Here is a 21,558-nt window from a genome sequence, read left to right on the forward strand (position 1 = left end):
AAATCCTTAAATCAATCCATAAAACAACGCGGTTAGAGCGCTGTACCTCAATGCCTTACCGAGGGCTATTAAAATAAAACTGGGAAGAAATTTCATCCTCAACCATCCTGCTGCCAAACATAGAGGATCGCCGATAACTGGAAGCCAGCTAAAAAGAAGGGCAACATAACCGTACTGACTTAGCCATCCTATCGCTTTATGACCATGTTTTTCTTTTTGAGTTCGATTTGGTAACCATAAACCTATCCAATAATTTGTAAGGCCACCTAACGTATTACCTAAAGTCGCGATAAAAATAACAGAAAAAACCGTGTGTTGTTTAATACCCAAGGTCGCAATCAACGTCGCTTCCGAAGCGCCGGGTAGCAAGGTTGCACTCAAGAAACCAGATATCCCTAATACCCAAAGGGCTGAGTCAGTAAAATACAGAGCGATCTGATCTAACACCGCATGTCCAATACTAACTTGCCTCTAGTATGCCCGGTCTCAAGCCTATGATGGGCCTCTACAACGTTTTTATACGATATCGCTGGCTGAACATCTACTTTCAACAAACCAACACTTACCATATATAACATAGTGTCTAACTGTTCTGGATTCGGTTCTACAAGCATGCCATCAGCACTAAACCCTAAAATTTTAGCTTTTTCACAGATCAGATCTTTGGTGATGGTAGGAACAGTGACTACTTTGGCTTTATCTTTCAAACACTTAAGGGCATCAAGAGCAACATCACCACCAATAAGATCAATAAGTACATCCACATCGGAAACTCGTTCAGATACAGGAGCAAACTGATAGTTGACGGCATGAGCACCAAGGTTTGCAAGGAAATCCAAATTTGATTCACTACACGTGGTGTAGACTTCTGCTTGCGCTGCTACTGCTATCTGCACAGCAATATGTCCAACGCCTCCTGCTCCAGCAAGTATCAGAACCCTATCCCCCGCTTTTACACCCGCTTTATTTAGTGCCTGAGCCGCCGTTTGTCCCGCTACTGGTAACGCAGCTGCAGCCTCTAACGTTACTGCATTGGGGACCAAACTCAAATGTTTTTCCGCCACACAAAGATATTGACTGTATCCACCTGCATTTAATGGAAAACCAACCAGCCCCGCGACAGTATCACCCTCGACAAACCGTTGCGTATTCTCACCCATAGAGACAATTTTACCCGATATTTCATAACCAGGCGTCCAAGGTAAATTATCTTTATTTTGAGCCGCAGCCCAGCCCATTCCTGCTCGGGTTTTGACATCAATCGGATTCAAGCCTGAAAAATAGACCTTTACTAAAACTTCACCTTTTTGAGGTTTAGGTATCTCTCCACTCACAAAATCCAAAACATCAGGTTTTCCGAACTCAGGTATTACTATTTTTATATTCTCAGTCACTTGGTTCCCCTCAAACAAACGAAAAAAGGGATGCGTTAGCATCCCTTTGACTATAAACCATTTTGTTCTACTTGGTTAACCCAATTGTTTGGATTACGACCAGATATTAACCGACCAACGCTAACAAAATACCAGCAGCTACCGCAGATCCAAGTACACCGGCCACATTGGGCCCCATCGCATGCATCAATAAAAAATTGTGTGGATTGGCCTCAAGGCCGACCTTATTCACAACTCGTGCAGCCATAGGTACAGCAGAAACGCCTGCCGCACCAATAAGTGGATTAATATCTTCTTTTGATAACTTATTCATTAGCTTAGCCATAAGTACGCCTGCCGCCGTACCGATACTAAATGCCACTGCACCAAGCGCCAAAATACCTAACGTTTCTAGGTTTAAGAATTTATCGGCCTGTAATTTAGAACCAACACCGAGACCCAAGAAAATAGTCACAATATTAATTAGTTCATTTTGTGCCGTTTTAGATAAACGCTCAACAACGCCAGCTTCACGCATCAAGTTGCCTAAACAAAACATCCCCACCAAAGGTGTTGCTGATGGTAAGAAAAGTATTGTCATTAACAGGACAGCGAGTGGAAACAGTATTTTCTCGGTCTTACCAACATGACGCAACTGGGCCATCTTGATTTGACGTTCTTCTGGCGTGGTTAATGCCTTCATTATCGGTGGTTGAATGATAGGCACTAATGCCATGTAGCTATATGCAGCAACCGCAATAGGACCCAGAAGATCAGGCGATAATCGACTGGATAAGAATATCGCCGTCGGTCCATCAGCACCACCAATGATAGCAATAGACGACGCGTCTGCTAAAGTAAATTCCATACCAGGTATGTAATTCAATAAGATAGCACCAAACAGTGTTACAAAAATCCCGAATTGAGCCGCGGCACCTAACCACAAGGTTTTTGGGTTAGCTATTAAGGCACCAAAATCGGTCATTGCTCCTACACCCATAAAGATGATTAATGGGAACACACCAGTCTCAATACCTACGTGGTACACGAAGTAAAGCATACCGCCAGGCTCAGTAAAACCAGCATTAGGGATATTTGCTAGTACTGCACCGAAACCAATTGGCAGCAATAGTAAGGGCTCAAAGCCCTTACGAATGGCCAAAAATAGTAACAGGCATCCGACGGCGATCATACAGATCTGACCAAATTCAAAATTGGCTATTCCTGTATCATTCCAAAGACGCATTAAACCTTCCATGATTCTCCCTTAAGCCAAGCTAAGTAGAGGAGAACCAACCATTACGGCATCACCTTCTTTAACGTTGATTTCTGCAACTGTTCCAGCTTTTGTTGCGCGAATTTCTGTTTCCATTTTCATTGCTTCTAAGATGAGAAGTACTTCACCTTCCGCAACCTGTGCTCCAGGGGCAATCATCACTTTAAAAATGGTACCAGCGAGCGGTGCAAGAACCACTTCAGCATCGCTCGCTGCTGCAGGAGTAGTTGTTGGTGCAACAGTAGTAGGTGTCACTGTCGTAAGCTGACCTTGTGGACCGACTTCGACATCGTATACTTGACCATCCACCTTAACACTGTACGATTCAACACCGCCAACCACTGGTGCTGCAATTTGTGCTGGTGCTGGTTTTTCTTTACCTGGAGCGGGTTCAAACGCGTCTGGGTTGCGACGGTTTTTAAGAAACTTAAGACCCACTTGAGGGAATAACGCATAAGTTAAGACATCATCTACTGTATCTTCTGCTAGAGAGATGCCTTCTGCTTTTGCTTTTTCCAATAATTCCGTTGTCAATGTATCCAGCTCATCTTCTATCAGATCGGCTGGACGGCAAGTGATCGCCTCTGCTCCATCCAATACACGAGCTTGCAGTTCTTTATTTACTTCAGCTGGTGCTTGACCATATTCACCTTTAAGTACACCCGCCGTCTCTTTAGTAATACTCTTATAGCGTTCGCCGGTTAAAACATTGATGACCGCTTGAGTACCCACAATCTGAGATGTTGGGGTGACCAATGGGATAAAGCCAAGATCTTTACGAATACGCGGGATCTCTTCCAATACTTCATCTATACGATCAGCAGCGCCTTGCTCTTTTAACTGGCCTTCCATATTCGTTAACATGCCGCCGGGTACTTGAGCAATCAGAATACGTGAGTCCACGCCCTTCATCGCCCCTTCCCATTTCGCATATTTTTTACGAACTTCACGGAAATAGGCGGCAATCGGTTCTATCTCCGTTAGTTTAAGACCAGTATCACGCTCAGAGCCCTCTAGCATCGCCACAACGGTTTCCGTTGGCGTATGACCGTAGGTCTGGCTCATAGAGGAGATTGACGTATCTAGTATGTCTAGACCCGCTTCAACGGCTTTTATAGCCGTTGCGGTAGATAAACCAGTAGTCGCATGACAGTGTAGCGCCAGAGGCACGTCACAAGACGCCTTAATACGAGTAACTAACTCTTCAGCTTCATAGGGTTTGAGCAGCCCTGCCATATCTTTGATACAAAGAGAATGACATCCAAGATCTTCAAGGCGTTTCGCTAAGTCTACCCATGTATCTGAATTGTGAACCGGACTTGTCGTATAAGAGAGTGTGCCCTGAGCATGAGCCCCTACATCTACAACAGATTTCACTGCTTGTTGGAAATTACGTACATCATTCATCGCATCAAAGATACGGAAAACATCCATACCGTTTTTATGAGATCGTTCAACAAACTTTTCAACAACATCATCACCGTAATGGCGGTAGCCCAATAAATTCTGGCCACGCAGCAACATTTGCATCGGTGTATTTGGCATCGCCTTTTTAAGCTCACGCAGACGTTCCCACGGGTCTTCACCTAAGAAGCGGATACATGAATCAAATGTTGCACCACCCCATGTTTCCAAAGACCAATAGCCTATATTGTCCAGTTCCTTTGCGATCGGTAACATATCTTCGATACGCATACGAGTAGCAAATAACGATTGATGGGCATCGCGTAGCACAACATCAGTAAGAGCAAGTGGTTTAGACATGCTTAATAACTCCTTTTAATCTTATTAAATTTACTACTTAGTATGAGAAGTTCGGTACTGATGTACCGCAGCAGAAATCGCCGCTATAACTTTTGGACTAACAGTAGATGATGTTTGTTGAACTTTAGAATGTTGAATTGGGGCAGCTATCAGTTGTGGTACTTCTTCAGGTACCAGCGAAGACATCAGCCGAACTAGGTATACAAGAATGGTCAGAAACACAAACACGACACCCATACCAGTGAGCATGAGTGTAGCGGCCTGTTCCAATAAACTTCCAATATCTGTCATTATGCTTCCTTTCGCTGTCTTAGAGACAATTAATCCTAAGCTTGAGATCCATTCACAAACTTGTCGTTAAGGATTATCTCGATTGGGGTCTAATTGTCAATTTCGAATACGTGTTCAAATAAGCTAACAGAGTTTTCTATTGTTTAATCCATTAAAACTATACGAATTACTACAAATCAGCCTCTTTGGAAATATATTAACGGAACGCTAAAAATAAATTAAGCGAATACAGCAATAAATACTGAGAGATAGGTAATAAAATTAAAATTTCTTTCTAAAAAACAGCAAGATGTAAAAACCATACACTTAATATGCTAATGCTTTGTTAACGAGAATCACTAAAGATGTTACGGGTTCTTGGCGTATTGGAATTGTTAGAAATCTTAGAGTTAAGAATGGTATCAGACGAGCGGGTGATTTGAAGAAAATATGGTGCGCTCGGAAGGATTCGAACCTTCGACCGCCTGGTTCGTAGCCAAGTACTCTATCCAGCTGAGCTACGAGCGCACAATTTCTTTATCGGTACATGGCCTGATAATTCATACTTGGAAAAGAAGCATGTCAGCGTTCAGATACCACATTACCCTTGATGTATGGTGCGCTCGGAAGGATTCGAACCTTCGACCGCCTGGTTCGTAGCCAAGTACTCTATCCAGCTGAGCTACGAGCGCACAATTTCTTTATCGGTACATGGCCTGATAATTCATACTTGGAAAAGAAGCATGTCAGCGTTCAGATACCACATTACCCTTGATGTATGGTGCGCTCGGAAGGATTCGAACCTTCGACCGCCTGGTTCGTAGCCAAGTACTCTATCCAGCTGAGCTACGAGCGCACAATTTCTTTATCGGTACATGGCCTGATAATTCATACTTGGAAAAGAAGCATGTCAGCGTTCAGATACCACATTACCCTTGATGTATGGTGCGCTCGGAAGGATTCGAACCTTCGACCGCCTGGTTCGTAGCCAAGTACTCTATCCAGCTGAGCTACGAGCGCACAATTTCTTTATCGGTACATGGCCTGATAATTCATACTTGGAAAAGAAGCATGTCAGCGTTCAGATACCACATTACCCTTGATGTATGGTGCGCTCGGAAGGATTCGAACCTTCGACCGCCTGGTTCGTAGCCAAGTACTCTATCCAGCTGAGCTACGAGCGCACAATTTCTTTATCGGTACATGGCCTGATAATTCATACTTGGAAAAGAAGCATGTCAGCGTTCAGATACCACATTACCCTTGATGTATGGTGCGCTCGGAAGGATTCGAACCTTCGACCGCCTGGTTCGTAGCCAAGTACTCTATCCAGCTGAGCTACGAGCGCACAATTTCTTTATCGGTACATGGCCTGATAATTCATACTTGGAAAAGAAGCATGTCAGCGTTCAGATACCACATTACCCTTGATGTATGGTGCGCTCGGAAGGATTCGAACCTTCGACCGCCTGGTTCGTAGCCAAGTACTCTATCCAGCTGAGCTACGAGCGCACAGGTTGTGAAATATATCACGTTTATGTTTCTGAGAAACAAAAAAATGGTCAAATGAGACCATTGTGTTACTAATTACATTGTATTACTAACTAGGTTAGTAATGGCGGTGAGGGAGGGATTCGAACCCTCGATACGGTATTAAGCCGTATACTCCCTTAGCAGGGGAGCGCCTTCAGCCTCTCGGCCACCTCACCACATGTTAGAAATGGTGCGCTCGGAAGGATTCGAACCTTCGACCGCCTGGTTCGTAGCCAAGTACTCTATCCAGCTGAGCTACGAGCGCATAATTTCTACTAAACACAAGGATGGCGGTGAGGGAGGGATTCGAACCCTCGATACGGTATTAAGCCGTATACTCCCTTAGCAGGGGAGCGCCTTCAGCCTCTCGGCCACCTCACCATCTTGCGGAGGCACATATTACGATTTACTAAAAATATGTCAAATACTTTCTTAGTTAAATTAAGTAAAAAACGTTTGATAGGGCACTAATCAACCAACATCTTAGAAAAACACAGTTTTCTTTGCTTATTACTTTTATTTTTCGGTTATACCGAAACAAAAAAGGCCAGCACATTGCTAGCCTTTTTTGCGATATCTACGCTTAGTAGTTTCCTGATACCGTACTGCTACCTGGTACTGGATTACTTCCTGCTACGGTACTCGTCGCCGTCCCTTTTTCAGCTTGGATACGCATGTATATTTCTTCGCGGTGGACGGATACCTCTTTCGGAGCATTCACACCAATTCGAACTTGATTCCCTTTGACACCAAGTACTGTCACTGTTACTTCATCACCTATCATTAACGTTTCGCCAACTCGGCGAGTCAAAATCAGCATTTTTCCACTCCTTGAGTAATCTCTGAACTTTCTCTGTAATAAGGCTTATTATCCAACAAAACATCTATCTTCGTAAACAATACTAGTTAAGAAATAGCTAATTTTCGTTGTTCTTCAAGCTCTACCTTGAATTTAATCTGTTTTTCGTGAATAAGATTAGCTGTTTTCTCTAATAACTCAGGCTTAAGAATAAACGTTGAGTAGTTTATCCCTGCCGCGCGGTTTAGAATTTTTATATCATGCTGTGCAAATAATTCACAAGACTGCTGCAAAATCCCTTTCGCTTTGCTACCGACAATAGTCAATGCACTCACCGCTTCACTATTACGGATTTTTTCAATAAAAACCAGACTTAACTTAGCAAAACTCTCTTGAAGGATCACTACACCACTCTGATCTGTTTCCTCGATCACGTTCCACAGCGCAATTCCAAGCAGCCGACACTGTTTTTTTAATGAATCCAGATCATCGGCATCCACTTGCACAAATATCAATGACCTTTGTAACGCAATACCGCAAATGCCCTTATCGCAAGCCTCTCCTTTAACGAGAGTTCCTTTATCGTGAGAAAAAGAAGAGAGTACTCTTAATGGCACATTTTGAGCCCACGCGAACTGTACGCTAGGGAGATGAAGAACTTTGGCCCCTTTTCTAGACATCTCCTCCATATTAGGAAAGTCTATACGATCTAATTTTCGTGCGCTCTTAACTACTCGAGGGTCGCAGGTATATATTCCGTCGACATCGGTGAATATCTGACATTCGTCAGCCCCCAGAGCACCGGCAAGTGCAACCGCTGTAGTATCAGAGCCACCACGCCCTAACGTTGTAATGTCGCCATATTCAGTGGTCCCTTGAAAACCAGCAACAATCACTATCTTGTTATCCGCTAATAGACCTTCTATATGGCTAGTATTAATTTGTCGGATAGTGGCATCGTTATGAACGTTATCTGTTAGTATTTGAGCCTGCCCGCTTGTCAACGACACGCTGCTATAACCATGCTTACTTATCGCAATCGAAAGTAAAGACATCGCAACCTGCTCTCCGGCAGACAGCAATACATCTAACTCCCGCGCATTTGGCACGTCGTCAATCTCTTGCGCTAGACTCATCAGTCGATTGGTTTCACCCGACATTGCAGAAACAACGACGACAACATTAACCCCTGAGGATTTCGTCTTAATAATTCTATTCGCAACGGCTTTAATTCGCTCAATAGAACCAATCGACGTCCCACCAAATTTCAGTACATATAACGGTTTGTTCACCGGCCTTCACCTTCCCTAAGAGTTCTTCTCGTATAAATCGCTGCTGTGAGTTCATTCATTATCTGCCCAATTTAGAACGATAATCAATGTAATTAGTCATGCTATTTTTAACCAAAACGCATATATACCTAGCTTAGTAAGCTTGTAACAATTGACTTAGCTTGATACTGGTTCATTGCGAATAAACCAAAATAATGGCTTATCGCAAGTTCAGATTACTTAACAACAAAAAAACCAACTAATTGTCATTAGTTGGTTTTTTTTCAGTTAACATAATCAGCGGTTAAAGACGTTCTTCTAACCATCCATGAACCGATTTAATCGCTTCCGGCAATGCAGCAATATCTGTACCACCAGCTTGAGCCATATCAGGACGACCCCCACCTTTACCACCAACCTGCTGTGCTACCATATTCACCAGTTCACCGGCCTTAACTTTGCCAATAAGGTCTTTAGTCACACCTGCTATTAAGCTGATTTTTCCATCATTAACATTGGCTAGAAAAACAATACAACTGCCCATTTGGTTCTTAATATCATCGACCATCACTCGTAAGTTTTTGTTATCGCCCCCTTCAAGAGCGGCGACTAAAACTCGGTGACCAGCGATAGTTTCAACCTTACCCATAACGTTAGCGCTTTCGACCGCAGCCAACTTATCTCTAAGCTGTTGCATTTCTTTCTCTAGAGCTTTTGATTTATTTGCAGCATCACTCAACTTCACTTCATATTGAGTTTGCTGAGCATCAATTGCGTCCAGAGCGGCTTCCCCCGTTACCGCTTCAATACGGCGAATACCGGCAGCGATACCACCTTCTGATACCACTTTGAATAGACCAATATCACCCGTATTTTTTGCGTGAATACCACCACAAAGTTCAGTAGAAAACTCACCCATACTCAGCACGCGTACTTCTTCATCATATTTTTCGCCAAACAGCGCCATAGCGCCTTTTTGTTTAGCTGATTCAATATCTGTGACATTAGTTTCTATCACATGGTTAACACGTACTTGGCTATTCACCAAACGCTCGACTTCACGCAACTCTTGAGGCTTAACCGCTTCAAGATGTGAGAAGTCAAAACGTAGGTTCTCAGCCCGAACCAATGAGCCTTTCTGAGTAACGTGGTCACCTAAGACTTGACGCAATGCTGCATGCAATAAGTGTGTTGCTGAATGGTTGAGAGTGATCGCAGTACGGCGTTCGGAATCTACCTGAGCAGAAACTGAATCTTCTTTCGCAAATACGCCTTCAATAAGCTCACCATGATGTGCAATGGCACCGCCCAATTTTTGAGTATCTTCAACCTTGAATAGACCAGAAGCAATGTTCAGATAACCAGCATCGCCGCACTGGCCACCAGATTCTGCGTAAAATGGCGTTTGGTCTAAAACAATGATCGCTTTATCGCCTGCAGAAAGTGATTCGACTTCATCACCATCAACAAACATTGCCACTACGTTTGATTGTCCTTCTGTTCCACCATAGCCAAGAAAATCAGTTGTAGCATCAACCTTTATCACTTGATTGTAGTCAGTCTTAAACTGACCCGCTTCGCGAGCTCGCTTACGCTGAGCTTCCATCGCTTTTTTAAAGCCAGCTTCGTCGATTGTGTACTCACGTTCACGTGCAACGTCGTTAGTCAGATCCGCTGGAAAACCATAGGTGTCATATAGTTTAAATACGGTTTCACCGTCGAGTTCTTTTCCTTCAAGCATATTCAACGCATCATTCAATATTGCCATGCCGCGTTCAAGAGTACGGCTGAAGTTCTCTTCTTCGATTCGAAGTACTTTTTCTACCAGCGCTTGTTGTTTCTTAAGTTCAGTACCTGCGGTTCCCATAACGTCGGCGAGAACACCCACAAGCTTATAGAAGAACACGCCTTGCGCGCCTAGTTTATTGCCGTGGCGAACCGCGCGGCGAATAATACGACGAAGAACATATCCACGGCCTTCATTCGATGGCATAACGCCATCAACAATCAAGAAGGCACAAGAACGAATATGGTCTGCAACAACACGTAAAGATTGGTTTGATAGATCTTTATATCCAATCACTTCACTAGACGCTTTAATTAGTGTCTGAAAGATATCCGTTTCATAATTTGAGTGAACACCTTGCATGATTGCCGCAATACGTTCGATACCCATACCAGTATCAACAGAAGGCTTAGGTAAAGGCTCCATAGTCCCGTCACTCTGACGGTTAAACTGCATGAATACGTTATTCCAGATCTCGATGAAGCGATCACCATCTTCTTCAGGGGTGCCTGGTCGACCACCCCAGATATGTTCACCATGATCATAAAAGATTTCAGTACATGGTCCACAAGGGCCTGTATCGCCCATTTGCCAGAAGTTATCGGATTCGTAAGGCTTGCCACCTTTCTTGTCGCCAATTCGAACAATACGGTCAGCAGGGATGCCTACATCTTTATTCCAAATCTCGAATGCTTCATCGTCAGTTTCATAAACAGTAACGAGCAATTTTTCCTGAGGTAACTCAAGCACTACCGTTAAGAATTCCCACGCGTAACCAATGGCATCATTTTTGAAATAGTCACCGAAACTAAAGTTCCCTAACATTTCAAAAAAGGTATGGTGACGGGCAGTAAAACCGACATTCTCTAGGTCATTATGTTTACCACCAGCACGAACACATCGTTGTGCACTTGTCGCTCGCGTATAGGCTCGTTTGTCGATACCTAAGAAACAATCTTTAAACTGGTTCATTCCAGCATTGTTAAACAGCAAAGTTGGATCATTTGCTGGTACCAATGATGAACTTTCTACAATCTGATGTCCTTTGCTTTCAAAGAACTCTAGAAACGCACGGCGTATCTCGTCGGTGCTCATAAACATGCGACTCTTCCTGAAACTTTCGATATGAATTTAGGACAAATATTGCCCACTAACAGATATTTGGCGAGTATTGTAAATCAAGGTTAGGATTTCGCCTAGTTTTCTTCATCAAAAGAATAACGCCAATCCTACTAAACATCTGGTCAAATTAAATGTGCTTTTCATGTAAAAGTTAATTGGTACTGATCTCATAATTAGGCCTATTTAGAAACCGAACGCTTTCTATAACATCGAGTAGATTTCAATTACATGATTAATATGACCGATATAATATCAAATTTATCAAATTTTTGAATAATTTAGACATGATTACGCTAATCTTAATGATAATTGCCAGCGATAGTCTTTAGGTTTGATTAATGTAGAACAGATAAGAATCTAAATCGACGATATAGAGCGGGAGTTTTTAATGAGTACACGGGTATGAATTGGTTTTCCATGTTGGCACTTTGTGCCTCTGCAAACTCACCTACAACAGTAGATTGTGATGCAGTCCACCTTGCCTACAAAAATGAAATAGCTGGAATAGCGTTATCAGTGACCGATATCGATGCAATAACACGGACTGCCTATGCAGAGGCTTCTAATCAAGGTTCTATCGGGTTAAGCGCTGTCGTATTTGTCATTCTTAACCGTAAAATTAGTGAACAATTCTCAAACTCTATTGAGACGATTGTCAACGCAAAAAATCAGTTCGAACCTGTGTCTAAGGTAGGGACTTGGCAGCAACTTCCTGAACCAAGTTCCGATCAATTCGCTCGCATCGAGACCATTTTAGATCTGGCCAAAAATGGTTATTTGTCCGACCCTACCAATGGTGCGCTCTACTTTCAAAATTCTAAAGTTGTATCGGAAAGAGCACGAAAAGGTAGAGTGTCAAAAGAACTTATTCATTTTGGTAATGCGCCTATTTCCGCTACTATCGATGACCACACTTTCTACGCCCTGATGTGCAATACAACGAAAATGCCCGTAACATCAGATGAAAAGCCACCGACATTGCGTCAGTGGGAAAATCCGATCCAAAAAGGAGTTAAACAGTTACGAGGAGGCACTCAAGATCAAGATTAAATCAAGATCTCTGATTTATCCATGCTTCTTGGTATTATGTTGTCATACGCTACTTTAGCCTATACTCGTTCGCCTCAATAATGGATGCCAGCACGATATTGGATTGCTCGTTCAGATTCGATTGCTCATAAGCATAGGGCATAGCTTCCGCTTTAATCTGTCACTCTCACTCATAAAAAAACCCCGCATTAGCGAGGCTTTATTCATGATACTTAAGCGTTTAGTTGCTTTTACAACTCTTCCTGAGGAACTTGCTTTTCTACGACTTCTTCAACAACTGGCGCTAAAAGAAGCTCTCGTAGTCTCGTATCAATTTCTAGTGCAGTCGCAGGGTTCTCACGCATGTATTTACCTGCGTTAGCCTTACCTTGACCAATTTTATCGCCTTTATAGCTGTACCAAGCTCCTGCTTTTTCAACAATTTTGCTCTTAACACCCAAATCAATCAATTCACCTTCACGATTGAAACCCTTACCGTAAAGAATCTGTGTTTCAGCTTGTTTAAATGGTGCTGCTATTTTGTTTTTAACAACCTTGATACGTGTTTCGTTACCAATAACTTCATCACCATCTTTAATGGCGCCAGTACGGCGGATATCGAGGCGAACAGAAGCATAAAATTTAAGGGCATTACCACCCGTTGTCGTCTCTGGAGAGCCAAACATAACACCGATCTTCATACGGATTTGGTTGATGAAAATACACATGCAATTTGACTGTTTAAGGTTACCCGTTAACTTACGCATTGCTTGAGAAAGCATACGAGCCTGAAGGCCCATGTGGCTGTCACCCATCTCACCTTCAATTTCAGCTTTAGGTGTCAACGCCGCGACGGAATCGACAACAACAACATCAACAGCACCAGAACGAGCAAGTGCATCAACAATTTCTAAGGCTTGCTCACCAGTATCTGGTTGTGACACAAGTAACTCATCAATATTTACACCTAACGCCTTAGCGTAAATTGGGTCTAGGGCATGTTCAGCATCAATAAATGCACAAGTTTTACCTTGTTTTTGCGCCGCAGAAATTGCTTCAAGTGTTAGGGTTGTTTTACCTGATGATTCAGGACCATAGACTTCTACGATACGCCCCATAGGAAGCCCACCAGCGCCTAGCGCTATATCCAGAGCTAGAGAACCTGTTGAGATGGTCTCTACGTCCATAGTGCGGTTATCGCCAAGACGCATAATTGAACCTTTACCAAATTGTTTTTCAATCTGACCTAGAGCCGCTGAAAGCGCCTTCTTTTTGTTCTCATCCATTACTTTCTCCGCACTATTTGATTATTCGCGTGTTACTTCTTAATTAAGGTTAATTATACTGTAGATTCATACAGTGTCTATAGCTATGTGAAAGTTTTTTCCTAATACTACCGTAACTCATGCTCTAATAAAGATGCGCAATAGAACATTAAGGAAACAAATGGATATGGATATTACTTTTCACCAAGTTACACTTCAAACTACAGGTACCTATTTAGAAATAGAAGATTGGCATATATTTTCTAACCAATCATGGGGCATATTTAGTACCGAAGGTGATATAGGTTCAATACTTGGTGATTTACTCTGCCAAGAACGGCATCCAGGTGCAGGGACTATAGAGGGGCTATCTCAAAACATTGCTCAGGTTTCACTTGTCGAACAACAACGTTTGTTAGAATCAGAACTCGCCGATGACGATACGGATTTTATAGACAAGATAGACACCGGCACGCCTGTTTATTCTCTTATTTATCAACAATGCCATGATGATGAACAAACCCTTGAACTTATGTTTGAACTCGACCTGACCCATTTAAAAGACACTGGCTTTCGAGTTTTGTCTACCGGAGAAACGCGCCGATTAATGCTGGCGCGTGTTCTCGCGTCTAAACCAACACGACTTCTGCTCGATGAACCTTATGCAGGCTTAGATGTTGAACACAGAAAGCACCTCACTCGCTATCTTGAGCACCTAAGCGCATCAATACAATTGATTATTGTGGTATCACGAGAAGATGAGATGCCCACTTGGATTGACAAAGTGGCTTTATTTTCTTCAGGTAAACTCTGTGAGATTATGAGTAAGTCAGAATGGGACGGGCACCCCATTATAAGTCAGATAACCGCTCAATCACAAAAACAGAGTGAACAAGTCATAGCACTGATACATAAACACCAACATACCAGTTATTTTGACAACCCACTCTTTGAGCTGGAAGACGGAAAAGTCGCTTACAGTGATTCGGTCATTTTTACCGGTGTAAATTGGCGCATTAATAACGGCGAACATTGGCAGATTAGAGGCCCTAACGGATGCGGGAAGAGCACCTTACTAGGCCTGATTTTTGGTGACCACCCTCAATGTTATAGCAACGTAATTCATATTTTTGGTAAAAAACGAGGATCGGGAGAAACTATCTGGGAGATAAAACAAAATATCGGCATGGTTTCATCTGCAATCCACCTTCAATATCGAGTAGGTTGCACCGCTTTAGAAGTCGTTTTGTCTGGATTTTATGACTCAATTGGCCTGTATAGCCAACCTTCAAGAAAGCAGATAGAGATAGCAAAAGAGTGGCTTGAAATACTGCACATGACCACGTTCATTAAGACGCCGTTTAAGCAGTTGGAATATGGGCAACAACGACTACTCTTGATCGCTAGAGCATTGGTAAAACAACCTGCCCTCCTTATTCTCGATGAACCATACCAAGGTTTAGATAATCTTGGGCGAAGACTGGTCATGAATACCTTAGATATGATAGCAAAAGAGAATCTAAGCCAACTTTTGTACGTATCCCATTATCAACAAGACACATTAGAAAACATCCATAACTTCGTGGATTTTGTTCCTGATGAACAGAATGTTGGATATAAAGTTGTCGTTACTCAACATTAAAAAGAGTCGCCGAAACGAACGTTACGACGACTCTTTATTCAGCTTTAACAGCGTTCTATCGCATCTTTGTAAACGAATAAACCTTTGTGAATTCGTTTACAAAAGCGTTTAAGCTAGGCTTTCTTTTATCTTTGCATGTAACTCTTGTACAGAAGTGACCGTCTGACGATCATCTGCCGTATGCGCCATACAAGTCGCAAACGCAGCATTAAGCGTGGTTGTGTAGTTCACTTTCTCTTGTAATGCGCCACGTCGTAAGACCTTTGAGTCTTCAATCGCTTGGCGACCCGCAGCTGTATTGATGATATAGGTATATTCATTGTTCTTGATTCGGTCAAGAATATGAGGACGCCCTTCATGCACCTTATTTACTAAGCGAGGGTTAATACCCGCTTCGCCAAGGATAACGGCTGTGCCGTGGGTCGCGTCTAATTGATAACCAAGCTTGGTCAACTTAGAAGCAAGGTCAACAACACGCTGCTTATCATCATTACGTACAGAAAGTAGAGCTCGTCCACCTTCCGGGTACTCCTTGCCACAGCCAAGCTCTGCTTTAGCAAACGCTTCGGCAAAGGAGGCACCAACGCCCATTACTTCACCAGTAGAGCGCATCTCTGGTCCAAGTAGGGGATCAACACCAGGGAATTTATCAAACGGCAACACGACTTCTTTGACCGAATAATACGGTGGTATAATCTCTTTAGTAAACCCCTGTGATTCAAGAGATTGCCCGGCCATAACACGAGCGGCAATTTTAGCCAGTGGAGCTCCCGTTGCTTTAGATACAAATGGTACAGTCCGAGCCGCGCGAGGGTTTACCTCAATAAGGTAAACTTCGTTATCTTTTACCGCAAACTGGGTATTCATCAAACCGCGAACGCCGAGTTCGAAAGCCAGTTTTTCTACCTGTTCACGCATCACATCTTGTATTTCTTGGCTTAACGTATAAGCAGGTAATGAACATGCAGAATCACCAGAGTGAACACCCGCTTGCTCTATATGTTCCATAATACCGCCGATAACAACACGCTCACCATCACAAATAGCGTCAACATCGACTTCGACAGCATCATCTAAGAAGCGGTCTAAAAGAACTGGAGATTCATTTGAGACACTTACCGCTTCATTAAAATAACGTCGTAAGTCAATTTCATCGTAGACGATTTCCATTGCACGACCACCCAGTACATAAGACGGACGTACAACGAGTGGAAAACCGATATCTTTCGACTTCTCGATGGCATGTTCCATTGCCGTTACTGTGGCGTTTTCAGGTTGCTTAAGTCCTAAACGGTCAACCGCCGTTTGAAAACGTTCACGGTCTTCCGCTCGGTCTATAGCATCAGGACTGGTACCAATAATTGGCACACCTGCCGCTTCGAGAGCACGAGCAAGTTTCAGTGGCGTTTGACCACCATACTGAACAATGACACCTTTCGGCTTTTCGACACGAACGATCGCAAGCACATCTTCGAGGGTTATGGGTTCAAAATAAAGTCGGTCTGACGTATCGTAATCGGTTGATACGGTTTCAGGGTTACAGTTAACCATAATGGTTTCATAACCATCTTCTCTAAGCGCAAGAGAAGCGTGCACACAGCAGTAGTCAAACTCAATACCCTGACCAATACGGTTAGGACCACCACCAATAATCATGATCTTTTCTTTATCCGTCGGTCTTGCTTCGCACTCTTCATCATACGTAGAGTACATATATGCGGTATCCGAAGAAAACTCGGCAGCACAAGTATCAACGCGTTTATACACTGGGTGTATATCATGTTGGTAACGTAATCGACGGATTTCGCTTTCAGCAACGCCAAGTAAAGCAGACAAGCGAGCATCAGCGAAACCTTTGCGTTTTACTTGACGAAGTAAATCTTTATTTAATCCAGCAAATCCACCTGCTTTAATTCGCTCTTCGATTTTAACCAGCTCTTCAATCTGGGCTAAGAACCAGCGGTCAATCGACGTAAGATTAAATACACCATCTACCGATAAACCAGCACGGAATGCATCGGCGATATACCAAATACGGTCGCAACCCGCTTCTTTCAATTCATGACGAATAGTCGTGAGTGCATCAGGTGCATCAAGATCGACCATTTCATCTAAGCCGTTTACACCAACTTCCAATCCACGAAGCGCTTTTTGCAAAGACTCTTGTTGGTTACGACCTATTGCCATAACCTCACCAACCGACTTCATTTGGGTGGTTAGGCGGTCGTTCGCACCAGCAAATTTTTCAAAATTGAAACGAGGGATTTTCGTCACGACATAATCGATGGTTGGTTCGAAAGAAGCCGGAGTTGCTCCTCCCGTGATATCGTTCATTAACTCATCTAGGGTATAACCGATTGCAAGCTTTGCGGCGACTTTCGCAATTGGGAACCCTGTTGCTTTTGAAGCGAGAGCAGAAGAGCGAGATACACGAGGGTTCATTTCGATGATGACCATGCGGCCATCTTTAGGGTCAATACCAAACTGTACGTTAGAACCGCCCGTTTCAACACCAATTTCACGAAGTACGGCTAAAGACGCATTTCTCATTAACTGATACTCTTTATCCGTTAATGTTTGAGCCGGAGCAACGGTTATTGAGTCACCTGTATGAATACCCATTGGATCAATATTCTCAATGGTACAAACAATGATACAGTTGTCATTCTTATCTCGAACTACTTCCATTTCGTACTCTTTCCAACCGATAAGAGATTCATCGATTAAGAGTTCGTTGGTTGGAGAGAGATCCAAGCCACGACGGCAAATCTCTTCAAATTCTTCTTTGTTATAAGCAATACCGCCGCCCGAACCACCCATGGTAAAAGAAGGGCGGATAATACATGGAAAACCGACCATTTCTTGGACTTTATGTGCTTCGTCCATCGTTTTAGCGGTATCCGCTCTTGGACATTCTAATCCAATAGATTTCATTGCTTTATCAAAGCGAGAACGGTCTTCTGCCTTATCAATCGCGTCAGCTGTCGCGCCTATCATCTCAACACCGAACTCTGCCAGAACTCCGTGTTTTTCTAAATCCAACGCACAGTTAAGCGCCGTCTGACCACCCATAGTAGGCAATACCGCGTCTGGACGCTCTTTTTCAATAATGTTGCGAACGACTTCCCAATGAATCGGCTCAATATATGTTGCGTCCGCCATATCTGGGTCAGTCATTATTGTTGCAGGATTAGAGTTAACAAGAACAACTCGATAACCCTCTTCTCTTAGCGCTTTACAAGCTTGTGCGCCAGAATAATCAAATTCGCACGCCTGACCGATAACAATCGGCCCAGCACCTAGGATTAGAACACTTTTGATGTCATTACGTTTTGGCATTCTTCTCGACTCCGTTTATGCGCTGTGCTGTTCAATAAGTTCAATAAAGTGGTCAAACAATGGTGCAGCATCTGCTGGACCAGGGCTTGCTTCTGGGTGACCTTGAAAGCTAAATGCGGGTTTATCTGTACGATGTATACCCTGTAAAGAGCCATCAAAAAGCGAAACGTGTGTTGCTCTGAGGTTTTCAGGCAATGTTGCTTCGTCAGCAGAAAAACCATGGTTTTGAGAGGTAATCATGACTACGTCTCTATCCAAATCTTTAACTGGATGGTTTGCACCATGGTGCCCAAATTTCATTTTTTTAGTCTTTGCACCAGACGCCAACGCAAGGATTTGATGTCCTAAACAGATACCAAATATTGGCAAACCCTTTTCAAGAAAAATTTTCGTCGCTTCTATCGCGTAGGTACATGGTTCAGGATCACCAGGACCGTTAGATAGGAAAATACCATCAGGATTCATGGCTAACACTTCTTCAGCTGATGTTTGTGCAGGAACAACCGTTAAACGACAGCCTCTATCCACCAACATTCTCAGTATGTTTCGTTTTGCCCCGAAATCGTATGCCACTACGTGGTAAGGGAGTTCACTATCATCTTTCGCTTCAGGTAGCCCACCAATTAATTGCCAAGAGCCCTGCTTCCAAGAGAATGGTTCTTTCGTTGTTACTTCTTTGGCTAAATCCATGCCTTTGAGGCCGGGAAACGCTTTTGCTTTCGCTAAAGCGAGTGACTCATCAAGACTGTCACCGGCAACGATACAACCATGTTGTGCGCCTTTTTCTCGCAAGATACGCGTTAATTTACGCGTATCTATATCCGCGATGCCGACGATATTTTGTGACTTCAGATAATCAGACAGAGTCTGCTCACTACGAAAGTTAGAAACGATAAGAGGAAGGTCACGAATCACAAGGCCTTGTGCATGAATCAAAGAAGATTCTTCGTCTTCTGAGTTAGTGCCAGTATTACCAATGTGAGGATAAGTTAAGGTGACGATTTGTTGGGAATAGGAAGGATCAGTGAGGATTTCTTGATACCCCGTCATCGAGGTATTAAAAACGACTTCTCCGACTGCAGAACCTTGTGCCCCAATGGAAACTCCGTTAAAAATTGTCCCATCTTCTAGGACGAGCATTGCTGACTTACTCAAGACAACCTCCAGAATAAAAATGCATAAATTATGTATTAATTTGCAATTCTACCTTCCTTACCGCTGATTACAACAGCATTATGGAATTTAGACAAATTGGCGGTATTCTAGAGATCGGTGTGATATGTGTCAACAACATACCGACAACTACTCTGTCTTTTTTCAACCACATGAGGCACAAGTTAGCCAGAAGGCTTAAAAAACCAAGTTAAGTCCATGTTTAAACACAAATACATTCATCAAAACTCAAACGAATACGTGTTCAACGCTAGTTTCGCTAATTCAACATTAAATTAGAATAGCAAACGTTAACGCTATCGACTTAAGTGTGATTTTTGGAGGGAATTATCTACTTATGAGCTAGAAGCCTAAAAAGGAACGGTAAAAAAGAGGATAAAGGTGAATTAATCACCAGCATAAAATTCAATCACAAAGAAGGAATTTGAATTGCGCCAACCAGTGTTGGCGCATAATTATGTAGTTAAAGCTCGTTTAGCCCTAACACATCGGACATGGTATAAAAACCCGCTTGCTTTTGATTCAACCAGATTGCAGCTTTTACAGCACCATTAGCAAAAGTCATTCGATCTGTTGCTTTATGGGTAATCTCAACTCGCTCACCAATATCTGCAAACATAGCCGTATGCTCACCGATAATATCGCCAGCTCGAATAGTGGCGAAGCCGATTTCGTCTTTCGTTCGTTCGCCAGTTATCCCTTCACGTGCATAGACAGCAACATCGCTCAGCTTGTTATCCATAGCGTCCGCGATTGCTTCACCCATTCCAATAGCAGTACCAGAAGGTGCATCTATTTTAAATCGATGGTGAGCTTCCACTATTTCTATATCGCAGTAGTCGCCCATTACTTTTGCTGCTTTTTCTAGCAACTTAAAGACTAGATTTACGCCAACACTGTAGTTAGGGGCCATAATGATTGAGATATGCTTAGCCGCTTCATCGATGATTTCTTTTTCTTCTTCAGTAAAACCCGTCGTACCAATAACCATCTTTTTATTGTGCCGCTTACAAAGTTCAATATTCGCTAGCGTACTTTTTGGCACGGTAAAGTCGACAATTACATCAAAATCAGATATCGATTTTTCAAGATTATCTACAAGAGAAATATCTAAATGCCCTTCGCCACATAACTCTCCAACATCAACGCCAACAAGTGAGGATTCTGGCCTCTCAGAGGCAGCACCAACTGATGAGTTTAAGTTATGGTGGGTAGCTTTCACTAAATTGCGGCCCATTCGACCCGCTGCTCCTGCAATCGCAATTCGAACCATTGCGTAAATCTCCGTACATTTGAGTGAAATCCAATTTAACTGAAATGAGTAATCGCTTCAAGGTATCTTAAAAATTGATTTTTTTAATCTTGTTTTTAAGGCGAGAGTGAAACCACTCACCTTATGGGTTACTTGAATCTTATTAATCTCACTTATTTATCCGTATTGTTTCATTACTTTTTTTAGAATAGAAATATTGGCTTCAGGAAAAGCATAATCTTCTAATAGTCCTATTTCCACCCATTCTCCTAGCTGACCTTCTTTACCGTAAGGTTCATGTTCAAACCCCGTCACAGTAAAAAAATCAAACTTCAGAGATTTGTCTGGATAATCATATTCCAAATGCTCAAAGAGTGATTGCTGAGTCACTTCAATGCCTATCTCTTCAAACAATTCTCTGCTCATTGCATTCTCTGGGGTCTCATTTAACTCGACTTTACCGCCAGGAAACTCCCAAAACCCTCCTTTATGCGCATCTTTATGGCGCTTAGTAATAAAGATTTTATCTTTCTCACCGTTAAGGATGATTGCTGCAACTATGTGTAAGCGTTTCATATCTGACTCTTGTTATAATTTTAAATATTTTGTGTATAAAAAAGGCCGCTTCACGCGGCCCTTCTTTCATTTTATAAATTTTTCACTT

Annotated in this window: 15 protein-coding genes and 10 tRNA genes; 2 read left to right on the plus strand and 23 right to left on the minus strand. The window is 42.7% G+C overall.

Annotated features, from left to right (window positions below; genetic code table 11):
• Window positions 1-6 precede the first annotated feature (6 nt).
• The 18 genes from IUZ65_RS13865 to alaS all read right to left on the minus strand — a co-directional run bounded on the left by IUZ65_RS13865 (window position 7) and on the right by alaS (window position 11,173).
• Window positions 7-447 (minus strand): YqaA family protein, encoded by a 441-nt coding sequence (locus IUZ65_RS13865; RefSeq protein WP_443083714.1) that lies wholly within the window; start codon window positions 445-447, stop codon window positions 7-9.
• Window positions 441-1,436 (minus strand): NADP-dependent oxidoreductase, encoded by a 996-nt coding sequence (locus tag IUZ65_RS13870; RefSeq protein ID WP_195704279.1) that lies wholly within the window; start codon window positions 1,434-1,436, stop codon window positions 441-443. The genes IUZ65_RS13865 and IUZ65_RS13870 overlap by 7 nt, the downstream gene beginning before the upstream one ends.
• Before the next feature lie 64 nt (window positions 1,437-1,500).
• On the minus strand, window positions 1,501-2,631 hold the full coding sequence (locus tag IUZ65_RS13875; protein ID WP_195704280.1) for a sodium ion-translocating decarboxylase subunit beta: 1,131 nt from the start codon (window positions 2,629-2,631) through the stop codon (window positions 1,501-1,503).
• A 9-nt stretch (window positions 2,632-2,640) separates the two neighbouring features.
• A complete protein-coding gene (gene oadA / locus IUZ65_RS13880) occupies window positions 2,641-4,413 on the minus strand; it encodes a sodium-extruding oxaloacetate decarboxylase subunit alpha (protein WP_195704281.1) in 1,773 nt (590 codons plus the stop codon).
• A gap of 33 nt (window positions 4,414-4,446) precedes the next feature.
• The gene (locus tag IUZ65_RS13885; protein WP_195704282.1) at window positions 4,447-4,704 is read right to left on the minus strand and encodes an oxaloacetate decarboxylase subunit gamma; all 258 of its coding nucleotides are present in this window, start codon (window positions 4,702-4,704) and stop codon (window positions 4,447-4,449) included.
• Window positions 4,705-5,134: 430 nt separating this feature from the next.
• Window positions 5,135-5,211, minus strand: a tRNA-Arg gene (locus tag IUZ65_RS13890).
• An 87-nt stretch (window positions 5,212-5,298) separates the two neighbouring features.
• Window positions 5,299-5,375: transfer RNA gene (locus tag IUZ65_RS13895), tRNA-Arg, on the minus strand.
• A gap of 87 nt (window positions 5,376-5,462) precedes the next feature.
• A tRNA-Arg gene (locus IUZ65_RS13900) sits at window positions 5,463-5,539 on the minus strand.
• Window positions 5,540-5,626: 87 nt separating this feature from the next.
• Window positions 5,627-5,703: transfer RNA gene (locus IUZ65_RS13905), tRNA-Arg, on the minus strand.
• Between the two features lie 87 nt (window positions 5,704-5,790).
• Window positions 5,791-5,867, minus strand: a tRNA-Arg gene (locus IUZ65_RS13910).
• Window positions 5,868-5,954: 87 nt separating this feature from the next.
• Window positions 5,955-6,031: transfer RNA gene (locus IUZ65_RS13915), tRNA-Arg, on the minus strand.
• A gap of 87 nt (window positions 6,032-6,118) precedes the next feature.
• Window positions 6,119-6,195: transfer RNA gene (locus IUZ65_RS13920), tRNA-Arg, on the minus strand.
• Window positions 6,196-6,299: 104 nt separating this feature from the next.
• Window positions 6,300-6,392, minus strand: a tRNA-Ser gene (locus IUZ65_RS13925).
• A gap of 12 nt (window positions 6,393-6,404) precedes the next feature.
• Window positions 6,405-6,481 (minus strand) — tRNA-Arg (locus IUZ65_RS13930).
• A 23-nt stretch (window positions 6,482-6,504) separates the two neighbouring features.
• A tRNA-Ser gene (locus IUZ65_RS13935) sits at window positions 6,505-6,597 on the minus strand.
• Between the two features lie 202 nt (window positions 6,598-6,799).
• Window positions 6,800-7,036: a carbon storage regulator CsrA gene (csrA, locus tag IUZ65_RS13940; RefSeq protein ID WP_195704283.1), complete on the minus strand. Its 237-nt coding sequence runs from the start codon at window positions 7,034-7,036 to the stop codon at window positions 6,800-6,802.
• 86 nt (window positions 7,037-7,122) lie between these two features.
• On the minus strand, window positions 7,123-8,307 hold the full coding sequence (locus IUZ65_RS13945; protein ID WP_195704284.1) for an aspartate kinase: 1,185 nt from the start codon (window positions 8,305-8,307) through the stop codon (window positions 7,123-7,125).
• 283 nt (window positions 8,308-8,590) lie between these two features.
• Entirely contained in the window at window positions 8,591-11,173 is a 2,583-nt protein-coding gene (gene alaS / locus IUZ65_RS13950; protein ID WP_195704285.1) for an alanine--tRNA ligase, read from the minus strand.
• 423 nt (window positions 11,174-11,596) lie between these two features.
• On the opposite strand from alaS, the gene IUZ65_RS13955 reads away from it, so the two are divergent.
• Window positions 11,597-12,244 carry a cell wall hydrolase gene (locus IUZ65_RS13955; protein WP_195704286.1) on the plus strand — a complete coding sequence of 216 codons (648 nt, stop codon included), beginning with the start codon at window positions 11,597-11,599 and terminating at the stop codon, window positions 12,242-12,244.
• 230 nt (window positions 12,245-12,474) lie between these two features.
• Here IUZ65_RS13955 and recA read toward each other — a convergent pair whose 3' ends face one another.
• A complete protein-coding gene (gene recA / locus IUZ65_RS13960) occupies window positions 12,475-13,509 on the minus strand; it encodes a recombinase RecA (protein ID WP_195704287.1) in 1,035 nt (344 codons plus the stop codon).
• Window positions 13,510-13,675: 166 nt separating this feature from the next.
• On the opposite strand from recA, the gene IUZ65_RS13965 reads away from it, so the two are divergent.
• Window positions 13,676-15,130: an ATP-binding cassette domain-containing protein gene (locus IUZ65_RS13965; protein ID WP_195704288.1), complete on the plus strand. Its 1,455-nt coding sequence runs from the start codon at window positions 13,676-13,678 to the stop codon at window positions 15,128-15,130.
• Between the two features lie 108 nt (window positions 15,131-15,238).
• Here the strand turns inward: IUZ65_RS13965 and carB are convergent, their stop codons facing one another.
• From carB to mutT, 4 genes are all read right to left on the minus strand, one after another.
• On the minus strand, window positions 15,239-18,469 hold the full coding sequence (carB, locus tag IUZ65_RS13970; RefSeq protein ID WP_195704289.1) for a carbamoyl-phosphate synthase large subunit: 3,231 nt from the start codon (window positions 18,467-18,469) through the stop codon (window positions 15,239-15,241).
• A 15-nt stretch (window positions 18,470-18,484) separates the two neighbouring features.
• A complete protein-coding gene (carA, locus tag IUZ65_RS13975; protein WP_195704290.1) occupies window positions 18,485-19,624 on the minus strand; it encodes a glutamine-hydrolyzing carbamoyl-phosphate synthase small subunit in 1,140 nt (379 codons plus the stop codon).
• Between the two features lie 481 nt (window positions 19,625-20,105).
• Window positions 20,106-20,915 (minus strand): 4-hydroxy-tetrahydrodipicolinate reductase, encoded by an 810-nt coding sequence (gene dapB / locus IUZ65_RS13980; protein ID WP_195704291.1) that lies wholly within the window; start codon window positions 20,913-20,915, stop codon window positions 20,106-20,108.
• A 156-nt stretch (window positions 20,916-21,071) separates the two neighbouring features.
• The gene (gene mutT / locus IUZ65_RS13985; RefSeq protein ID WP_195704292.1) at window positions 21,072-21,470 is read right to left on the minus strand and encodes an 8-oxo-dGTP diphosphatase MutT; all 399 of its coding nucleotides are present in this window, start codon (window positions 21,468-21,470) and stop codon (window positions 21,072-21,074) included.
• Window positions 21,471-21,558 lie beyond the last annotated feature (88 nt).

Source organism: Vibrio sp. VB16 (assembly GCF_015594925.2).
Classification (GTDB): domain Bacteria; phylum Pseudomonadota; class Gammaproteobacteria; order Enterobacterales; family Vibrionaceae; genus Vibrio.

What these genes read in the sequence shown, in the direction of transcription:
- IUZ65_RS13870 (WP_195704279.1), bottom strand. Translation starts at nt 1,436, where the DNA reads ATGCTAACGCATCCCTTTTTTCGTTTGTTTGAGGGGAACCAAGTGACT.
- IUZ65_RS13875 (WP_195704280.1), bottom strand. Translation starts at nt 2,631, where the DNA reads ATGGAAGGTTTAATGCGTCTTTGGAATGATACAGGAATAGCCAATTTT.
- oadA (WP_195704281.1), bottom strand. Translation starts at nt 4,413, where the DNA reads ATGTCTAAACCACTTGCTCTTACTGATGTTGTGCTACGCGATGCCCAT.
- IUZ65_RS13885 (WP_195704282.1), bottom strand. Translation starts at nt 4,704, where the DNA reads ATGACAGATATTGGAAGTTTATTGGAACAGGCCGCTACACTCATGCTC.
- csrA (WP_195704283.1), bottom strand. Translation starts at nt 7,036, where the DNA reads ATGCTGATTTTGACTCGCCGAGTTGGCGAAACGTTAATGATAGGTGAT.
- alaS (WP_195704285.1), bottom strand. Translation starts at nt 11,173, where the DNA reads ATGTTTATGAGCACCGACGAGATACGCCGTGCGTTTCTAGAGTTCTTT.
- IUZ65_RS13955 (WP_195704286.1), top strand. Translation starts at nt 11,597, where the DNA reads ATGAATTGGTTTTCCATGTTGGCACTTTGTGCCTCTGCAAACTCACCT.
- recA (WP_195704287.1), bottom strand. Translation starts at nt 13,509, where the DNA reads ATGGATGAGAACAAAAAGAAGGCGCTTTCAGCGGCTCTAGGTCAGATT.
- IUZ65_RS13965 (WP_195704288.1), top strand. Translation starts at nt 13,676, where the DNA reads ATGGATATTACTTTTCACCAAGTTACACTTCAAACTACAGGTACCTAT.
- carB (WP_195704289.1), bottom strand. Translation starts at nt 18,469, where the DNA reads ATGCCAAAACGTAATGACATCAAAAGTGTTCTAATCCTAGGTGCTGGG.
- dapB (WP_195704291.1), bottom strand. Translation starts at nt 20,915, where the DNA reads ATGGTTCGAATTGCGATTGCAGGAGCAGCGGGTCGAATGGGCCGCAAT.
- mutT (WP_195704292.1), bottom strand. Translation starts at nt 21,470, where the DNA reads ATGAAACGCTTACACATAGTTGCAGCAATCATCCTTAACGGTGAGAAA.